Raw genomic sequence first — 16,598 nt, forward strand, 5'->3', positions numbered from 1 at the left:
AAAAGATATACTTTTAAGCTCTTAATAAATGCAATAAAAATGAATTTCGATAACTATAAGATTATTCCAAATTATAAGACCAATAAAACAGATTTGTTTCTAGCTTCTGAAGAAGAAATTTTGGCCTGTGAAAAAACATTAAACATTGCTTTTGATGAAGATTATAAAGAGTATGTATTAGTTTACGGAAGCGGAATTCTTGGCGGAACATACGTGCGAATATTTCTTCCAGAGACAATAATATTGACCTTAGAAGATTGGAGAAATCGTATAACAGAATATTGGTTTTGGGATGAAGGTAAAGAGGTGCTGACAAAAGATCAAGTTTTAAATTCAATTAGAATTGGAGATACTTTTGATGGTGATGAGATTATTCTTTATGAAGGCGAATATTTTGTTTTACCACGTTACAGCGAAATGATTTATAAAACCGGAAATACACTTGAAGAAACAATTACTTGGTTGTGTTCGTCAGGAATTTTGACAGAAGCATTTTCTGAAAGAGAGTTTGAACCCTTTGATCCAAGTGATTTAGAAAACAATTAAAAAAATCCAAATTCACAAAGGGCTTAACCTTTTGGAATTTGGATTTTTAAAATATTTGGATTTTATTTTTTAGTATTCTGGAGCTAATTCTAACTCTAAACCTTCTAATTCTGTAGTAATTGGAATCTGACAACCTAAGCGGCTGTTAGATTTAACATAAAATGCTTCCGAAAGCATGGCTTCTTCTTCATCTCCCATTTCTGGTAATGCAACATCATTTAGAACATAACATTGGCAGGAAGCACACATTGCCATTCCTCCGCAAGTTCCTTCAACAGGAAGTTCATATGCTTTGCATAACTCCATTATGTTCATCGCCATATCAGTTGGAGCTTGTAATTCGTGTATAACTCCTTCTCGATCTTTAATCTTTATTAATACATCCATTTTAATTGTTTGGAATTTTATGTTAGGATTTTATAACGTGAAAAAATCCTCTGTTTAAATTAACTTGTTGGTTTTGTACTAAAAGCATACTCTTTTCGAGAACCTTCCTTAAGGCGCATTTTTACACCTAAAATGTTATCGTTTTTTTCAAGAATGCTAACAATTGCAATCACAGAATAATAATCTTTATCAGATTGAAAGATTAATGTTCCTTCATAAGTTGAGTTTAAAACACCTTGTTTATCGGTTACAGCAGAGATTTTTCTTGGATGTGAAAATGATGCTGAACTATACGTTGTTTTACTCGAAAATTTGCCTTTACCATCTACAAAATCATACAAAAAATCAAAATTACCAACTCGTAAACTTCCAGGTTCCTCATTTGGATTGATAGAGAATACAATTTGTCCGGCATAGTTGAAATCCGACCACTCTTCTGCTTCATTTACCCAAGCTTTGTCTGCAACAACAGTTTTATTTTGAGCATAATTTGCAGAAACAAAAAACAACAACACTAATAGAATGTAAAATTTTTTCATAAGTTTAAGATTTAGGGTTATGTCACAAATTTAAGTTAAAAATGTAACAATTACTTAACTAAAACTCTTAAAACTTTACATTGTTTTTTGTTAAATCATTAAAAAACGTATGTGTTTTTACTGTTTTGTTGGTGTTTTGCTATTTTAAGGGCTTACAATGTTATTATTCTTGTTAATTTTAATTGTTTAAAAAGTACGATTGTTAACGCTATGGTTACATTATATTTACTACAGTTTCAATCTGCGGAGCATATTTTTTGATCGTAGTTTCTACACCCGCTTTTAGGGTCATTTGATTTACACTGCAGCTTATGCAGGCACCTTCAAGACGAACTTTAACATGTTTATCATCATCAATAGAGATAAGCGAAATATCTCCGCCATCAGATTTTAAAAATGGCCTGATTTCGTCTAAAGCCAATAAAACATTATTTGTTAATTCTTCTGTTGTCATAATTTTATCAATTAGAAAATGTGTCAATTAGAAAATTAGATAATTTGCAGATCGCATAATGATTATCTAATTATCCAACTATCTCAATTATCTTATTATTAATTTTTCTTTACTGCAGAACAACCTGCCATTGTTGTAATTTTAATTGCTTCAGTAGCAGGAAGACTTTCGTTTCTGTTTACTACCTCTTGTACAACATTTCGAGTTATTTCTTCAAAAATAGTTTCAATTGGCGATGCAGTTTGTAATGCCGCTGGTCGTCCAAAATCTCCTGCTTCACGAATAGATTGTACAATTGGAACTTCGCCTAAGAATGGAACATTTAAATCTTCAGCAAGATTTTTTGCTCCTTCCTGACCAAAAATATAATATTTGTTATTAGGTAATTCTTCAGGTGTAAAATAAGCCATGTTTTCAATAATTCCTAAAACAGGTACATTTATGTTGTCCTGCATGAACATCGAAACTCCTTTTTTAGCATCTGCAAGAGCAACAGCTTGCGGAGTACTTACTACAACAGCTCCAGTAATTGGTAAAGACTGCATGATTGAAAGGTGTATATCTCCAGTTCCCGGAGGTAAATCTAGAAGCATAAAATCTAATTCTCCCCAATCAGCATCAAAAATCATTTGATTTAAAGCTTTTGCTGCCATTGGGCCTCTCCAAATTACAGCTTGACTTGGTGCAGTAAAAAATCCAATAGAAAGCATTTTGATTTCATAGCTTTCAATTGGTTTCATTTTTGATTTTCCGTCAACCGTTATCGAAATAGGTTTTTCATTTTCAACATCAAACATAATTGGCATCGAAGGACCGTAAACATCGGCATCTAAAACACCAACTTTAAAACCCATTTTTGCAAGTGTAACAGCAAGATTTGCAGTTACAGTCGATTTTCCAACGCCTCCTTTTCCAGAAGCAACGGCAATAATATTTTTAATTCCCGAAATAGCACGACCTTTAATTTCGACTTTCTCAGGAGTTTCTACTTTAATATTTACTTTAATTTTTGCATCAGCAGATATCAATTCGTGAATTGTTTTTTTGATATCATCTTCTGCTCTTTTCTTGATATGCATCGCAGGCGTGTGCAATACTAAATCTACAACAACTTCATCGCCAAAAGTTAGTACGTTTGAAACGGCACCGCTTTCAACCATATTTTTTCCTTCTCCAGCTATAGTGATTGTTTCTAAAGCTTTAAGAATTTCTTTTCTATCTAATTTCATTTTAATGTGCTATTTTGTATGGAAAGAAATCGATTTCAAATTTCTATATTTATGTAAACTGATTTCAGACTGCAAAGATAACAGATTATGTTCGGATTCAAACCCTTTTAAATTGTATTTATTGATATTGAGATTGGTCAAAATGATCAAAAATATATTTTCTAACGCATTAAAATTCTAGAATGCTATTTATAAACTCTATTTTTTAAGGATAATGACGTCTGTAAATTCGTATAAAAATTCCTGTGTTTAATCGCCGAATTGTCAATAATCTTAATTAAATTTGAGTACCCAAAATCGCAGACTTCCAAATTTAACAAAAATGCAGGAAAACTTACTTTCGAGTATTTCTGAGTTTTTGATGTTTTTTAAAATAGATTTTATAAAAATTTAAAATTTAAACAGATGCGAAACTTTACTCTCTTTTCCGCAATTATCACTTTTAGTTTTTTTGTATTTTCCATCGATTCTGCAGATGCTAAGACGAATGTGGGAAATGAAAAATCACCATTTGAAAATGTCTTTAAAATTAGTAAAGACAATAATTCAGGAACAATAAACGCTGAATCTATAAGCGGGTTTTTTAAGAAATATCCTAAACTGAAAAAGTATCAAAAAGATGTTGAAGATCTCTATAAAAAAAGAGACTACAAGATGATCTGGCATGATGATAAAAGCGTGAGCGAATTTGGAGCTTTATTATACAATAAAGTGAAACTTTTAAGTGAGCAAGGTGTAAAAGCGACTATGCCGTATATGCCATTAATCGACGACGTTTTTAATGAAAATGTCACCGAAGATCTTTCGCCTACAGATGCAGATCTTTTATTGTCTAACATGTATGTTTTTTATGCCAGTAATGTTTATTCTGGCGTTGATCCGCAGACTTTAAAAAAAATAGGCTGGTATCTGCCTGCAAAATCCATTTCTTACGATAGAATTTTAGATTCCTTAATGGGAGATCCAGATAGATTAAATAAAGATGAAAATCTTTTGTTTAGTCAGTATTATAAACTTCAAAGCGTTTTGAAAAGATATCGAAACATTGAAAAAAATAATCTTTGGAAAAAAATTGATATCGATGCGGCGACTTACAAAGATTTAAAACCTTTTGACAGCGGTACAGTTGTTAAGCAAATAAGAGAACGTTTGTTTGTAGTTGGCGATTTGGCTCGAGATTCAAAAAGCAGTTTGTATGATGAAGAAATGATGGCGGGTGTTTTAAAGTATAAAAAGAGATATGGCTTAAAATTGAATTATGCTTTTACAAAAGATCATATCGATCAATTGAATGAGCCAATTGCGAACCGAATCAGAACGATTATGCTGAACATGGAAAGATGCAGATGGATTCCGACTGATTTAGCAAAAGCAAGTGAATATGTAATGGTAAATATTCCGTCGTTTAGATTGATTTATGTAAAAAACGGAAAATATGATTTAGTTTCGGATGTTTTTGTTGGTACGCGAATGACCGAAACGGTAATTTTTAGCGGCAATATTGATAGAATCGTATTTAGTCCCTATTGGTATGTGCCGGCAAGCATCATAAAAAATGAGTTGAAACTAAAAATGGCGGAAGATAAAAATTATCTCGCTGATCATAATATGGAATGGAATGGCGGTAATGTGAGACAAAAACCGGGTCCTAAAAACTCGCTGGGATTGGTTAAGTTCATGTTTCCAAATCCAAATGATATTTACCTGCATGATACGCCGGCAAAAAGCTTGTTTGAGTTTGAAAAGCGTATTTTCAGCCACGGATGTATTAATGTAAAAGAAGCCAAAGAACTTGCTCTGCATATGCTGAAAGATGATCCTGACTGGCCTGTTGATAAAATCAATAGCGCAATGAGCGGTGAAAAAGAAACGCCTTGTATGCTGAAAAAGAAAATTCCAATTTATATAGGTTATTTTACCGCGTGGGTAACGGATGATGGCGAAATTGGTTTTTATCCAGATGTGTATGATAGAGATAAGAGTTTGGATAAGTTACTATATTCTAACGATGCCGTTTTACAGTAAAAAAGTGTATTCCCAAATATTGTAAAAAAAACACCCTTCAGATCTATATCTGAAGGGTGTTTTAAAAAAAATGGTCTACAAGATTATTCGTATTTTAAATATTTCAAAACATCTATTTTGGTTACCTGATAGGCTTTTGCCAAAACAATTGTTAATGTCAGCGTCAGCAATGAAACAAGTGCAATGCTAAACGGAATAGGAGAGATATTGATTCTAAAGGCAAAATTTTCAAGCCATTTTTGCAGTAAAATGTAAGCTGGAATAATCCCGATTACAAATCCCATTAAGCAATAAATAAAATATTGTTTTGACAGCTCTTTCAATAAAACATCAGTTTCTGCACCAAGCGTTTTTCTAATTGCAATTTCTTTCAATCTTCTCTCCATCGAAAATGATGCCAAAGCAAACAATCCGAAGATGGCAATTATAATTACAACAAGATTTAGGATAAAAAATAGATCTTTTTGTTTAACTTGTTCTTCATACGTTTTAGCAAATCCTTTGTTTACAAATTCATAATCAAATGGATAGTCGGGATTTATATTTGCCTCCCAATAAGTTTTTAATTTATCCAATGTTTCGCTTAAATTATTTGGAGAAACTTTTACATAGACATTTTGAAAGTTATTCCACTTTAAAGTTTTTGTGTTTAAAAAAATCATTGGAGGTACCTTGTCTTGTAATCCTGTAATATGAAAATCTTTTACAACACCAACGATCTTGAACTTTAGAGTTCCTTTTCCATTCGACCAGCCTGAGGTGATAATAGTATTTATAGGATTCTTAAGTCCTAAGTCTTTTACCAAGGTTTCATTAACAAGCCAGTTGTCGATCGTGTCTGAAGCAAATTTTGGAGATAAATTTCGCCCTTGAACAATTTTAATCTTCATCATTTCTAAAAAGCCAAAATCCATTTCAACATTTCGAGGTTGTACAAAAATACCATTGTGGGTAAAACCAGAACTCGAATTAGTGCTGTTTCCAAAAGTACCTGCAAAAGTAGAAACTTCTTGAACTCCTGATAGTTTAAGTATTTCTTGCTTTGTAGTGGCATATTTCTGGCCTTTTGTTTCATAATTTTGATAATTGAAAGGAATTCGAATTACCTGATTACCTGTAAAACCAAGGTCTTTATTCATCATAAAATCAACTTGAGAATTTACAATTAAAGCACCAATAATAAAAAATGTTGCAATGCTAAATTGAAAAATAAGCATCGAGTTTCGAATCCAGATTCCATTTTTACTTCTTGAAAAATTACCTTTCAGCACTTTTAAAGTTTCAAAATTTGAGATATAAACAGCAGGAAAAATACCAGCAAGAATGAGTACTAATCCAAAAATAAAAAGAAGCTGCAAGTAAAATTCACCGCCATTCATAGTCAAATTTTTTCTTAAAAAAGAGTTGTAATACGGAAGAGATAGTTCTACAATTGCCAAGGCAAATAAAATAGAAAGTGTTACAATTATTGCTGTTTCAAATATAAACTGTGCAATAATCTGTTTTTTTGAAGCTCCCACAATTTTGCGAACACCAACTTCTTTAGCGCGTTTTATGGCAGATGCTGTTGCCAGATTTATATAATTTACCAATGATAAAACCAATATTAAAATCGACAAACCAGCCATAATATAAATAAGCTGTAAGTTTCCTTTTCCTTCAGGAGAAGCATCTCCTGATGTTTTTGTACCATGTAGGCGCAAAGTTTTCAGCTGATCAAGAAAATTCGTTATCTCGCCATTTTCTTTAATAAATTGCTCAGGAGTTTGACCTACTTTTTTTGCCTCTTTTAAAATTACATTTACATAATTTACATTACGCATTTTCTTTAAAACGACATTAATATCAACATTCTTTTTGGTTTTAATCATTAAACCATAGCTGAAATTTCCCCAGCTGTTAAGGTCATATTCACGAACAATACCGCTAAAAACATAGTTTGGTTCAATAGAAGACGGAGTTACGATGCGATAAACAGATTTTACGATATAGGCTTGGTCATTGTATGTAATAGGTTTTCCGATAGGATCTTCATCTTTAAAAAGAAGTTTAGCTTGTCCTTCAGAAATAGCAACACTATTTTTTTCCTTTAGAATATTTTTTTTAGCACCTTTTACGATTGGAAAAGGAAAAAAATCGAAAAAATTATTATCAGATACCGTTATTTTTTTATCAATTATTTTTTTATTCTGATATTTTAAAACAGCCTCGTCATACCAGTCGTTTAAGAAGCAAATTTGTTCAATTTCAGGAATTGTTGCCTTACAGGTTTGTCCAAAAGGAATTGTATTTGTTCCCCAGATATCACCGGTTGATCCTATTTTATTTAGAACTTTATATACATTTTCTTTTTCAGGATTCCATTGATCGTATGCGTGCTCATTATTCCAATATAAAATGGCAAAAATTACGCTGGCAATTCCGATGCTCAATCCTAAAACATTTAAAAACGAAAACAATTTGTTTTGTTTTAAATGATAAATAAATATTTTAAACCAATTAAAAATCATGGTATCTATTTTATAGTTATGTTAGTTATTTTTTGGTAAAGGCAGAATAAGCCTTTTAAAGAAGTGTGAAAATTTCGCATACAAATCCCACCAGGACTACGATTGCGGTTATAACAAAGTTTATCATCTTGAATTTATTTAGCGTCCATAAAAACATCAACATTTCTCTGATTTAACTTTTCAGAGAATATAACACCATCTTTCATATGAATTGTTCTTTGCGAAAAAGAAGCATCATAATCAGAGTGGGTAACCATCAAAATTGTAGCACCTTTAGCATGCAAATCAGTTAAAAGTTCCATAACCTCATTACCATTTTTACTGTCCAGATTTCCTGTAGGCTCATCCGCCAAAATAATTTTTGGATCATTTACTAAAGCTCTTGCAACTGCAACTCTTTGCTGTTGTCCGCCCGAAAGCTGCTGCGGAAAATGTTTTAAACGATGTGAGATATTTAATTTTTCTGCAATAGCTTCAATTTTTTGTTTTCTATCAGCTGCTTTTACGTTGTTGTAAAGCAACGGCAGTTCAATATTATCATAAACAGAAAGTTCATCGATTAAGTTGAAATTTTGAAAAATGAATCCAATATTTTCCTTACGAACTTGTGCTCTTCCTTTTTCTTTTAAACCAATCATTTCCTGATCTAACAATTTATAACTGCCGCCGTCAGCACTGTCTAGAAGTCCGATAATATTTAACAAAGTTGATTTTCCACAGCCCGAAGGTCCCATAATGGTTAAAAAATCTCCTTTTTTAATTTCTACATTTATACCGCTTAAAGCAGCAGTTTCAACGTCTTCGGTTCTAAATACTTTGGTTAAATTTTGTATTGTTATCATATTTTTTTGGTGTTAAATGTTTTTAAAAATGTTTTTTGATTGATGATTGAAACTTCTATAATTATTTTAATTGTAAGTGATTAATAGCAAAAATGGCAAGATTGAGTTTACTTTGATTGAATTGATAATTCCTCAATATCCTTATAATCTGTATACGATGAGGTAATCACAGATTCGCCTTCGTTTAGTCCGCTCAAGACTTCATAATAAGAAGGATTTTCTCGGCCTAGTTTTATATTTCTTCTCTCCGCTTTGCTCCCTTTTACGACAAAGATCCATTTGCCAGCAGTCTCTTGATTAAAAGCTCCTTTAGGAATTACCATTGTTTTATTTTTTTCAGACAAAATTAGTTTTACACCAAAGCTTAAACCATCTTGCAAGGCAATATTTTCTTTAGATGTAAAAGCAAGTTCAGCACTAAAATGTCCGCTTTTTACTTCAGGAATTACTTTAGTTACCAGAACTTCAAGAGTTTTTCCTTTAAATTCGACCTGACCTTTTAAACCTTCTCTAATTTTTTCAAGATAAAACTCGTCAATTTCAGCCGTCAGTTTATACCCTTTTTTCGAGTCAATTTTTCCAATGCTTGCTCCAGCCTGAAATGTTTTTCCTAAAACAGGTTCAAACGAAGTCAATCGACCAGTTTCTGGAGCAGTAATCAAGAAATTCTTTTTGTTGTTTCTTAAAATATCCAAACTTTTTTCCATCGTTTGAATCGAGCGGTTAATTTGAGAAATCTGCAATTGATTAGATTGCTTTTCTTTTTGAATACTCTGCTGAATTGTTTTTTTTCTTTCTTGTTGAAAACGTAAGCTTTCTTTAAAAGTATTCCAATCATTTTTAGAAATAACTTCCTTTTCAAACAACTTAGAATTCATGTCATACAATCTTTTTGCATCATTGTAATCATGTTCGATCAAGACTAAATCTTTAGTCAAATTCAATTCCTGATTTCTAATGTTCAATTTTCCCGTATTCAAATTATTAATCTGCTCAATAATTGCAGTTTCCTGCGTTAAGTAATTAAGTTCAGTATTTGGGTTGTATAAACGAGCCAGCGATTGTCCTTTTGTAACCATTGCGCCATTCTCGACAAAAATCTCTTTTACAGATCCTCCTTCAGTAACATTTACAAGCATTACATTTAAAGGTTCAACCTTTGCCTGAAAAACAACAAAATCTTCAAAAAAAGCTTTTTCAACTTTTTGAATCGAAAGTTCTTCTGCTTTTACATTTAAACTTCTTTTTGAATTGAAAGAAAAAAAGACAATTGTGCCCAAAGCTAAAAAAACTGCAATTGCTATTGTCAGATGTCTAAATTTTCTATTTTTACGAGGAATTACCGTGTCCATTTTTAAATAATTTACTGATAATCAATAGGTAAATACTGTGCCATAAAATTTATTATTTGTAAAGCATTGATTTTAAAGAAGCTTAAAAAAGTCATCCCAAAAGCGAGTGTTCGATAATGAACAGTTGACCGTTCAAAATCGGACAAAAAAATACAGCATGAGAAAAAAGCAAGCCCAAATATTAATTGTTGACGATCAGGAGGAAATTCTTTTTTCGGCCAAAATGATTCTGAAAAAACATTTTGAAACGATTTTTACAACAAATAGTCCAAAGAAAATTTTTTCGATTTTGAACGAAAATGAAATTAATGTTGTTTTGCTCGACATGAATTATAGAATTGGTTTTGAAGATGGCCGCGAAGGAATTCATTGGCTTAAAGAAATCAAAACATTTTCGCCGCAAACAGTTGTGATTTTAATGACTGCTTTTGGTAAAATTGATACAGCAGTTGAAGGCATTAAAATTGGTGCTTTTGATTATGTTTTAAAACCCTGGCATAACGAAAAACTACTGGAAATTATTGATAAAGCTGTTTCAGAGAGCAGAAAAAACAGCAAAAAGCCACTCGTAGAAAAAACCGAAAAACGTTATTTTATTGGTACTTCTCAAAAAATAAAACAAGCCTATTCTATTGCCGAAAAAGTAGCCAGAACAGATGTAAATGTCTTGATTTTGGGCGAAAACGGAACAGGGAAATATGTTTTTGCTGAGTATATTCATCAAAATTCCGAACGTAAAAAAGAAGCCTTTGTTCATGTTGATTTAGGTTCTTTGAGCGATAATTTATTCGAAAGTGAACTTTTCGGATATGCAAAAGGTGCTTTTACAGATGCAAAAACGGATACCGCAGGTAGATTTGAAATGGCACAAAACGGTACTATTTTTTTAGATGAAATAGGAAATATTCCGCTTCATCTGCAATCAAAACTATTGCATGTGCTTCAGACCAAAACCGTTACTCGTTTAGGTGAAAGTAAAGCAAGACCTTTAAATGTGAGAATTATTTCGGCTACAAACAATGATATTAAAGCCGAAGTAAAAAATAAAACCTTTAGAGAAGATTTGCTGTATCGTATTAATACTATGGAAATAAATCTGCCGTCTCTTCGTGAACGAAAAGAAGATATTGTTCCGATGGCGCATTTTGTTTTAGATCAGATTGCGGCAAAATACAATCAAGAAAACTGGCATTTTGAGGAAAATGCGGCTCTATATTTAGAGAAATATCCATGGAAAGGAAATGTTCGTGAAATGGAAAATAAAATTGAGCGCGCTTTAATTTTAGCCGATAACAATACTATTTCTGTACATGATCTGGATATTTTAGATTTTGAAGAAACTCCAGAAAATGATGAAAATCCGTTGTCTGAAATGGAGAAAACGGCTATCGAAAAAGCCCTTTTTAAACATCACGGAAATATAAGTAAAACAGCCGAAGAACTTGGATTGTCAAGAGCTGCATTGTATAGAAGAATTGAAAAATATGATTTAAAGAATTAGGGACAAAAGAAAATGAGTAGCGTCCAGCTTTAGCTAGATGTGAATTTAATAAGATAATATTCGAGGCTTTAGCCAAAATGTTTATGTTTGGCTAAAGCCCCTTTGTAAATAATTTTACCTCTCCAGCTAAAGCTGGAGGCAATTCAAACAAAATAATGAAGAACTGGAAATTTCATAATGCCTTTTTTATACGAGTTTTGTTCGTAATGATGCTCTTTTTCTTTTGTTTTTTTCTAATCTATAAAATGTTTTATTTCAATGCAATTTTAGTTGGTTCTTTTGCTCTGATAATGCTTGCCGAAATGTATTTTTATGTAAAAAGTAAATTGCAGTTTTATGACAGAACACTGCTGTCGATTTTGCAAGATGATTTTTCTACAAACTTTCCTGAAGAGAATAAAAAGGACAATTTTAAAAGTTTGTATGCTTTGTATGAAGCTCTAAAATCAAGGCATCAGGAACAAACTTCAAAAGAACTTATTTATCAGTCCTTATTAAATAATATTGATACTGCAGCCGTAATTCTAGAAAAAGAAGATGAAGATTGGAAGATTTTTTTAATGAATGACTGTTTTTCTCGTTTATTTAAAGTTCCAAAAGTCAGTCATTGGAAATATCTTAAAAATTATCTGCCATCGCTTTGTTATGAAATTGAGAAAAAAGAATTCAGCGAATTAAAATCGGCTGTTTCAATTAAAATTGAAGATCAGGATTTGCAGACTTTTATACTGCAGACTTCGAGAACTCAAACGTATGAAAAAGAGTATTTTATCATTTTATTAGATAGTATTCAACGTGTTATCGAGAAAAAGGAAAAAGAAGCGTGGATTAATTTGATGAAAATTATTTCGCATGAATTAATGAATTCTTTGACGCCTATTCGAGCACTTTCGCAAAATTTACTTCAAATTGTAGATCAGGAAAAACTGGAAGAAGATGATTTTGAAGATATAAAAAGCAGTATTTCGACCATTATAAATAGAAGTGATCATTTGCAGGATTTTGTTGAAAGTTACCGTAAACTAGCCATGCTGCCAACTCCGGTGAAAGAAATGACGCAGATTAATGCTCTTTTTGACGATTGTCTGCGGGTAATGAATCCTATTTTGAAAAGCGAAAAAATTGAGCTGATAAATGAAATTAATAGTTCACGTTCTATTTTGATTGATAAAAACCAGATGGAACAGGTAATCATAAATTTGATAACTAATAGTATTTATGCCCTGAAAGGAAAAAGAGAAAAGCAATTATTTTTGTCGAGTTATACAGAAAATAACCGTTTTTTTATCATAATTTCAGATAACGGAAAAGGAATTGATCCAGAAATTCAAGACAAAATATTTCTTCCTTTTTTCACCACCAGAAAAGACGGCGCTGGAATTGGGTTAACACTTTCAAAAAATATTATTGAAGCTCACGGCGGTTATTTAAGCTATCAGACAGACGAAGATAAAACAAGCTTTGTGATTTGTTTGATTTAGTTTTTTGAACCATATAAGTGATATAAGTTCATTTAAAAAGTATGTGATTTCCTGTCGTTAACCAACTTTGGGAAAGCTTAAAATCAAGAGCGTAAGGAGCTTTAGTTTTACACTAAATAACCACAAGGATTGTCATTTCGAGGAACGAGAAATCTTCGCAAGTAACTCCGCTCCAAAAAGGATCAATCTTTGTAGAGTTTCTAATGAAGATTTCTCGTTCCTCGAAATGACAAAAATGCGCAAACCAACTTTAAACTTTGGTTTTAATCAAAGTTTGTCATATAGTATTGAGCCCAGTTCAAATTAACTTATATCACTTATATGGTAGAAATTTCCGGAGTCCAAAAATGTTTTTCGAAATCTACAATTTGATTGTTCACCACTTTTATTCCTTCGTTTTCTAAAAGCTGCTGCATTAAATTTGTTCCGTCAAAATGATGTTTTCCTGTCAAAAGCCCTTTTTGGTTAACGACTCTGTGTGCAGGAACATCATCCATATTATGACAGGCGTTCATTGCCCAGCCAACCATTCGCGCAGAGCGAGCAGTTCCTAAAGCTTTTGCAATTGCACCATATGAAGTTACTTTTCCAAACGGAATTTGTCTGGCGATTACATAAACTCTTTCGAAAAAATTTTCCTCAGCCATAAATTAAGTTTTTTTTGCCACTGATTATAAGGATTAAATAGATTTATCTGCGTGATTTGCAAAATCTGCGAGAAAAATATTTAACCACAAAGTAAAAAAATCATTTTAATCTGTGGCTGTAAAATTATCCGAAATAATAGTTCAAAATATTAAAAAGCGTTGCAATGGCAACTAAACCCGTAATACTTCCAATAATAGTATTCATGTTTCGCATTAGGTAATCAGTTTTCTTTTCAATTCTTCCAAAGAATGCAATATAGCTGTACAAAACAGCAAAAGAACCTAAAACAGAACCTAGAACAAAAGTAAAAATGGTGTTGTTTTCGAATGCAAAAAGATGATAAGAAGCCAGCGTTACACTTACCAAAACATAATAGGGAATAGGGAAGAAGTTTAAACCAGAAAGAAGCATTCCGAGAAAGAAGCGGCTTTTTTTACTGCTTTTTTTAATCTTCGATTTCTTTTTGCCTTGAGGTTCTTTGGCAATAAATAGAAAATAAATGGTTAAGATTGAAAAAATAACAAAACCAACTTCACGCAGCAAAGTCACAACATCTGGGCGATTGTCGATAACACGGGCAAATAAAACAGCAACGTAAACCTGAAAAAAAATAACTAAAACAGCACCAATTACAAACCATAAGGCGTTCTTTTTCCCTTCTTTCAAGTTTATCTTAGCAGCCGTCATATTGATTAAACCCGGCGGAATAATCCCAATTGCAGCGGCAATAAAACCTGAAAGTAATGGAGTGAATAATGCCATTCAGTTGTTTTAGTAGGTTAAAAAAGAGGTTTTAAATTAAATTAGTCTTTAATCTTGAAACGAATATACGTAATTGCCTTGTTAATTTCTAAATATTGTTTTTCATAAAAAGTCTGAAAAGCAGTAACTTCCTCAGGGCTTCCCTCATTTTTGTACACATTATGATTTGCATACAAAACTTCGTGTCCTTCACCATGAAGTAATCCAAGTGTATAACCGTGCATAAATTCGCTGTCGGTTTTAAGATTCACGACACCGTCTTTTTTAAGGATTTTTTTGTACAATTTCAAGAACTCAGAATTCGTCATTCTGTGTTTTGTTCTTTTGTATTTAATTTGCGGATCTGGAAAAGTAATCCAGATTTCATCAACTTCGTTTTCTGCAAAAATATGATTGATCAATTCGATTTGAGTTCGAATAAATGCCACATTGTGAAGACCAGTTTCAACAGCAGTTTTTGCACCTCGCCAAAAACGAGCACCTTTAATGTCGATACCAATAAAATTTTTGTTAGGATATTTTTCAGCTAATCCAACAGAGTATTCACCTTTCCCGCATCCCAATTCTAAAACTAAAGGATTGTCATTTTTAAAGAAATCAGAATTCCATTTTCCTCTTAAAGGCATTAAGTTGCCTACAACTTCTTCTCTAGTTGGTTGAAAAACGTTTTGAAATGTTTCGTTTTCTCTGAATCTTTTTAGTTTATTTTTACTTCCCACTTTACAAAAATTTTCCGCAAAATTAAGGAATATAAACGAATGAAAATAGTGGAATTAGGTTTAAAAGTTTTCCGCCACGAATTCACGAATTATTTTAAAAAGAAAATTCGTGAATTCGTGGCGAAAAAAAAATATTTTTACCCGTAATGAGGTTCAGTAATTGAATGTGCTTTCGGATCAAGAGATTCATCATGCTGCGATAAATCCAATCCCATATGTTCTGATTCCTCAGAAACTCTTAACGGAATAATGAAATTCGTTACTTTAAACAAGAAATAAGCTCCAAAGAAAGTAAATACAGAAACCAAAACAAGCGCCATCATATGATGTGCAAATACATTCCAGCCTCCGTGCAGCAAACTTGCATCCTTACCGTGCGCAAAAATTGCAGTTAGAATCATTCCCATAATTCCGCCGACACCGTGACAGGCAAAAACATCAAGCGTATCATCGAATTTTTTCGAAAAACGACAGTTTACAGCAGAGTTTGAAACTAAAGCAGTGACGAAACCAAAAAACATACTTTCTGGAACTGATACAAATCCTGCGGCAGGCGTTATGGCAACAAGACCTACAACTGCGCCAATACAGGCACCAAGTGCCGAAACTTTTCTTCCGTTCATTCGATCAAAGAAAATCCAAGTTAACATCGCTGCGGCAGATGAAGTAGTTGTGGTTGCAAAAGCCATAGCAGCAGTTCCATTTGCAGCAAGTGCAGAACCGGCGTTGAAGCCAAACCATCCAAACCATAACATTCCAGTTCCTAGTAATACAAACGGAATATTAGTTGGTATATGCTGGCTGTTTTTTCTTTTTCCTAAAACAATAACGCCTGCAAGTGCGGCAAAACCAGAACTCATATGAACAACTGTTCCTCCGGCGAAATCTTTTACACCAAAATAACTTCCTAAAATACCTGTAGGATACCAAACAGAGTGGCATAAAGGCGCATAAATGAAAATAGTAAATAAGCTGATGAAAAGTAAATACGAGATAAAACGAACACGCTCTGCAAATGAACCTGTAATAATAGCCGGAGCAATAATGGCGAATTTCATTTGGAACAAGGCAAAAAGCATAAACGGAATTGTATTGGCTAATTGTTTATGAGGTAAAACGCCCACATAATCCATAAAAGCAAAAGTAGTAGGGTTGCCAAAGAAACTGTAAAAATGATCTCCAGAACTAAAGCCAACAGGATCTCCAAAAGCTAAACTAAATGCGACAACAACCCATAAAAGTGTTACAACTCCTAAACAGATAAAACTTTGAAGCATGGTCGAAATGACATTTTTCTTGCCTACCATTCCGCCATAAAAAAAAGATAATCCTGGTGTCATGATTAAAACCAAACAACAAGAGGTAAGCATCCAGGCAACATCGGCAGGTACAATATGTTCTGTTGTGCCAAATTCAGATAAAACGTAACTGTTTTCAGTAACAGTTGGCCAAAATGCACCTGTAATGCAAATAATACTTATAATAATAAAGGAAATGATCCAGCGTTTCTCTATTTTCATTTTTCAAATACTTTATTGAACCCTATTTTTTTTGGGGTCAAAGTTAAAAAAAAATAAATATTTAGATTTTTAGGGCTGTTAAA

General features: G+C 32.5%; 15 protein-coding genes. 4 read left to right on the top strand and 11 right to left on the bottom strand.

Going from position 1 to position 16,598, the window contains the following annotated elements; genetic code table 11:
- The first annotated feature begins 39 nt into the window (after positions 1-39).
- Positions 40-546: an SMI1/KNR4 family protein gene (locus tag B0A75_RS08040; RefSeq protein ID WP_089053762.1), complete on the top strand. Its 507-nt coding sequence runs from the start codon at positions 40-42 to the stop codon at positions 544-546.
- Positions 547-615: 69 nt separating this feature from the next.
- Here the strand turns inward: B0A75_RS08040 and B0A75_RS08045 are convergent, their stop codons facing one another.
- The 4 genes from B0A75_RS08045 to B0A75_RS08060 all read right to left on the bottom strand — a co-directional run bounded on the left by B0A75_RS08045 (position 616) and on the right by B0A75_RS08060 (position 3,155).
- Positions 616-933 (bottom strand): 2Fe-2S iron-sulfur cluster-binding family protein, encoded by a 318-nt coding sequence (locus B0A75_RS08045; protein WP_026982672.1) that lies wholly within the window; start codon positions 931-933, stop codon positions 616-618.
- A gap of 59 nt (positions 934-992) precedes the next feature.
- Entirely contained in the window at positions 993-1,472 is a 480-nt protein-coding gene (locus B0A75_RS08050; RefSeq protein WP_089053763.1) for a hypothetical protein, read from the bottom strand.
- Between the two features lie 214 nt (positions 1,473-1,686).
- Positions 1,687-1,926, bottom strand: coding sequence for a NifU family protein (locus B0A75_RS08055; protein WP_053469915.1), 240 nt, complete (start codon positions 1,924-1,926; stop codon positions 1,687-1,689).
- Positions 1,927-2,024: 98 nt separating this feature from the next.
- Positions 2,025-3,155 (bottom strand): Mrp/NBP35 family ATP-binding protein, encoded by a 1,131-nt coding sequence (locus B0A75_RS08060; RefSeq protein WP_089053764.1) that lies wholly within the window; start codon positions 3,153-3,155, stop codon positions 2,025-2,027.
- A gap of 405 nt (positions 3,156-3,560) precedes the next feature.
- Between B0A75_RS08060 and B0A75_RS08065 the strand changes: the two genes are divergently transcribed.
- On the top strand, positions 3,561-5,180 hold the full coding sequence (locus B0A75_RS08065) for a L,D-transpeptidase family protein (RefSeq protein ID WP_089053765.1): 1,620 nt from the start codon (positions 3,561-3,563) through the stop codon (positions 5,178-5,180).
- A gap of 83 nt (positions 5,181-5,263) precedes the next feature.
- Here the strand turns inward: B0A75_RS08065 and B0A75_RS08070 are convergent, their stop codons facing one another.
- The 3 genes from B0A75_RS08070 to B0A75_RS08080 all read right to left on the bottom strand — a co-directional run bounded on the left by B0A75_RS08070 (position 5,264) and on the right by B0A75_RS08080 (position 9,884).
- Complete coding sequence (locus B0A75_RS08070; RefSeq protein ID WP_089053766.1) at positions 5,264-7,690, bottom strand: ABC transporter permease; 2,427 nt, start codon at positions 7,688-7,690, stop codon at positions 5,264-5,266.
- Positions 7,691-7,824: 134 nt separating this feature from the next.
- Positions 7,825-8,532, bottom strand: a complete 708-nt coding sequence (locus B0A75_RS08075; protein WP_089053767.1) for an ABC transporter ATP-binding protein — start codon at positions 8,530-8,532, stop codon at positions 7,825-7,827.
- A 107-nt stretch (positions 8,533-8,639) separates the two neighbouring features.
- The gene (locus B0A75_RS08080) at positions 8,640-9,884 is read right to left on the bottom strand and encodes an efflux RND transporter periplasmic adaptor subunit (RefSeq protein WP_089053768.1); all 1,245 of its coding nucleotides are present in this window, start codon (positions 9,882-9,884) and stop codon (positions 8,640-8,642) included.
- A gap of 157 nt (positions 9,885-10,041) precedes the next feature.
- Here B0A75_RS08080 and B0A75_RS08085 point away from each other — a divergent pair, with 157 nt between their 5' ends.
- Positions 10,042-11,385 (top strand): sigma-54-dependent transcriptional regulator, encoded by a 1,344-nt coding sequence (locus tag B0A75_RS08085; protein WP_089053769.1) that lies wholly within the window; start codon positions 10,042-10,044, stop codon positions 11,383-11,385.
- Between the two features lie 155 nt (positions 11,386-11,540).
- Positions 11,541-12,866: a sensor histidine kinase gene (locus B0A75_RS08090; RefSeq protein WP_089053770.1), complete on the top strand. Its 1,326-nt coding sequence runs from the start codon at positions 11,541-11,543 to the stop codon at positions 12,864-12,866.
- 317 nt (positions 12,867-13,183) lie between these two features.
- Here the strand turns inward: B0A75_RS08090 and B0A75_RS08095 are convergent, their stop codons facing one another.
- The 4 genes from B0A75_RS08095 to B0A75_RS08110 all read right to left on the bottom strand — a co-directional run bounded on the left by B0A75_RS08095 (position 13,184) and on the right by B0A75_RS08110 (position 16,515).
- Complete coding sequence (locus B0A75_RS08095; protein ID WP_089053771.1) at positions 13,184-13,513, bottom strand: MGMT family protein; 330 nt, start codon at positions 13,511-13,513, stop codon at positions 13,184-13,186.
- 124 nt (positions 13,514-13,637) lie between these two features.
- Positions 13,638-14,276, bottom strand: a complete 639-nt coding sequence (locus B0A75_RS08100) for a LysE family transporter (protein WP_089053772.1) — start codon at positions 14,274-14,276, stop codon at positions 13,638-13,640.
- 41 nt (positions 14,277-14,317) lie between these two features.
- On the bottom strand, positions 14,318-14,995 hold the full coding sequence (gene trmB, locus B0A75_RS08105; RefSeq protein WP_089053773.1) for a tRNA (guanosine(46)-N7)-methyltransferase TrmB: 678 nt from the start codon (positions 14,993-14,995) through the stop codon (positions 14,318-14,320).
- Positions 14,996-15,132: 137 nt separating this feature from the next.
- A complete protein-coding gene (locus B0A75_RS08110; RefSeq protein ID WP_089053774.1) occupies positions 15,133-16,515 on the bottom strand; it encodes an ammonium transporter in 1,383 nt (460 codons plus the stop codon).
- Between the last annotated feature and the right edge of the window lie 83 nt (positions 16,516-16,598).

It is taken from the genome of Flavobacterium oncorhynchi (genome assembly GCF_002217355.1).
In the GTDB taxonomy this organism is placed as follows: Bacteria; Bacteroidota; Bacteroidia; order Flavobacteriales; family Flavobacteriaceae; genus Flavobacterium; species Flavobacterium oncorhynchi.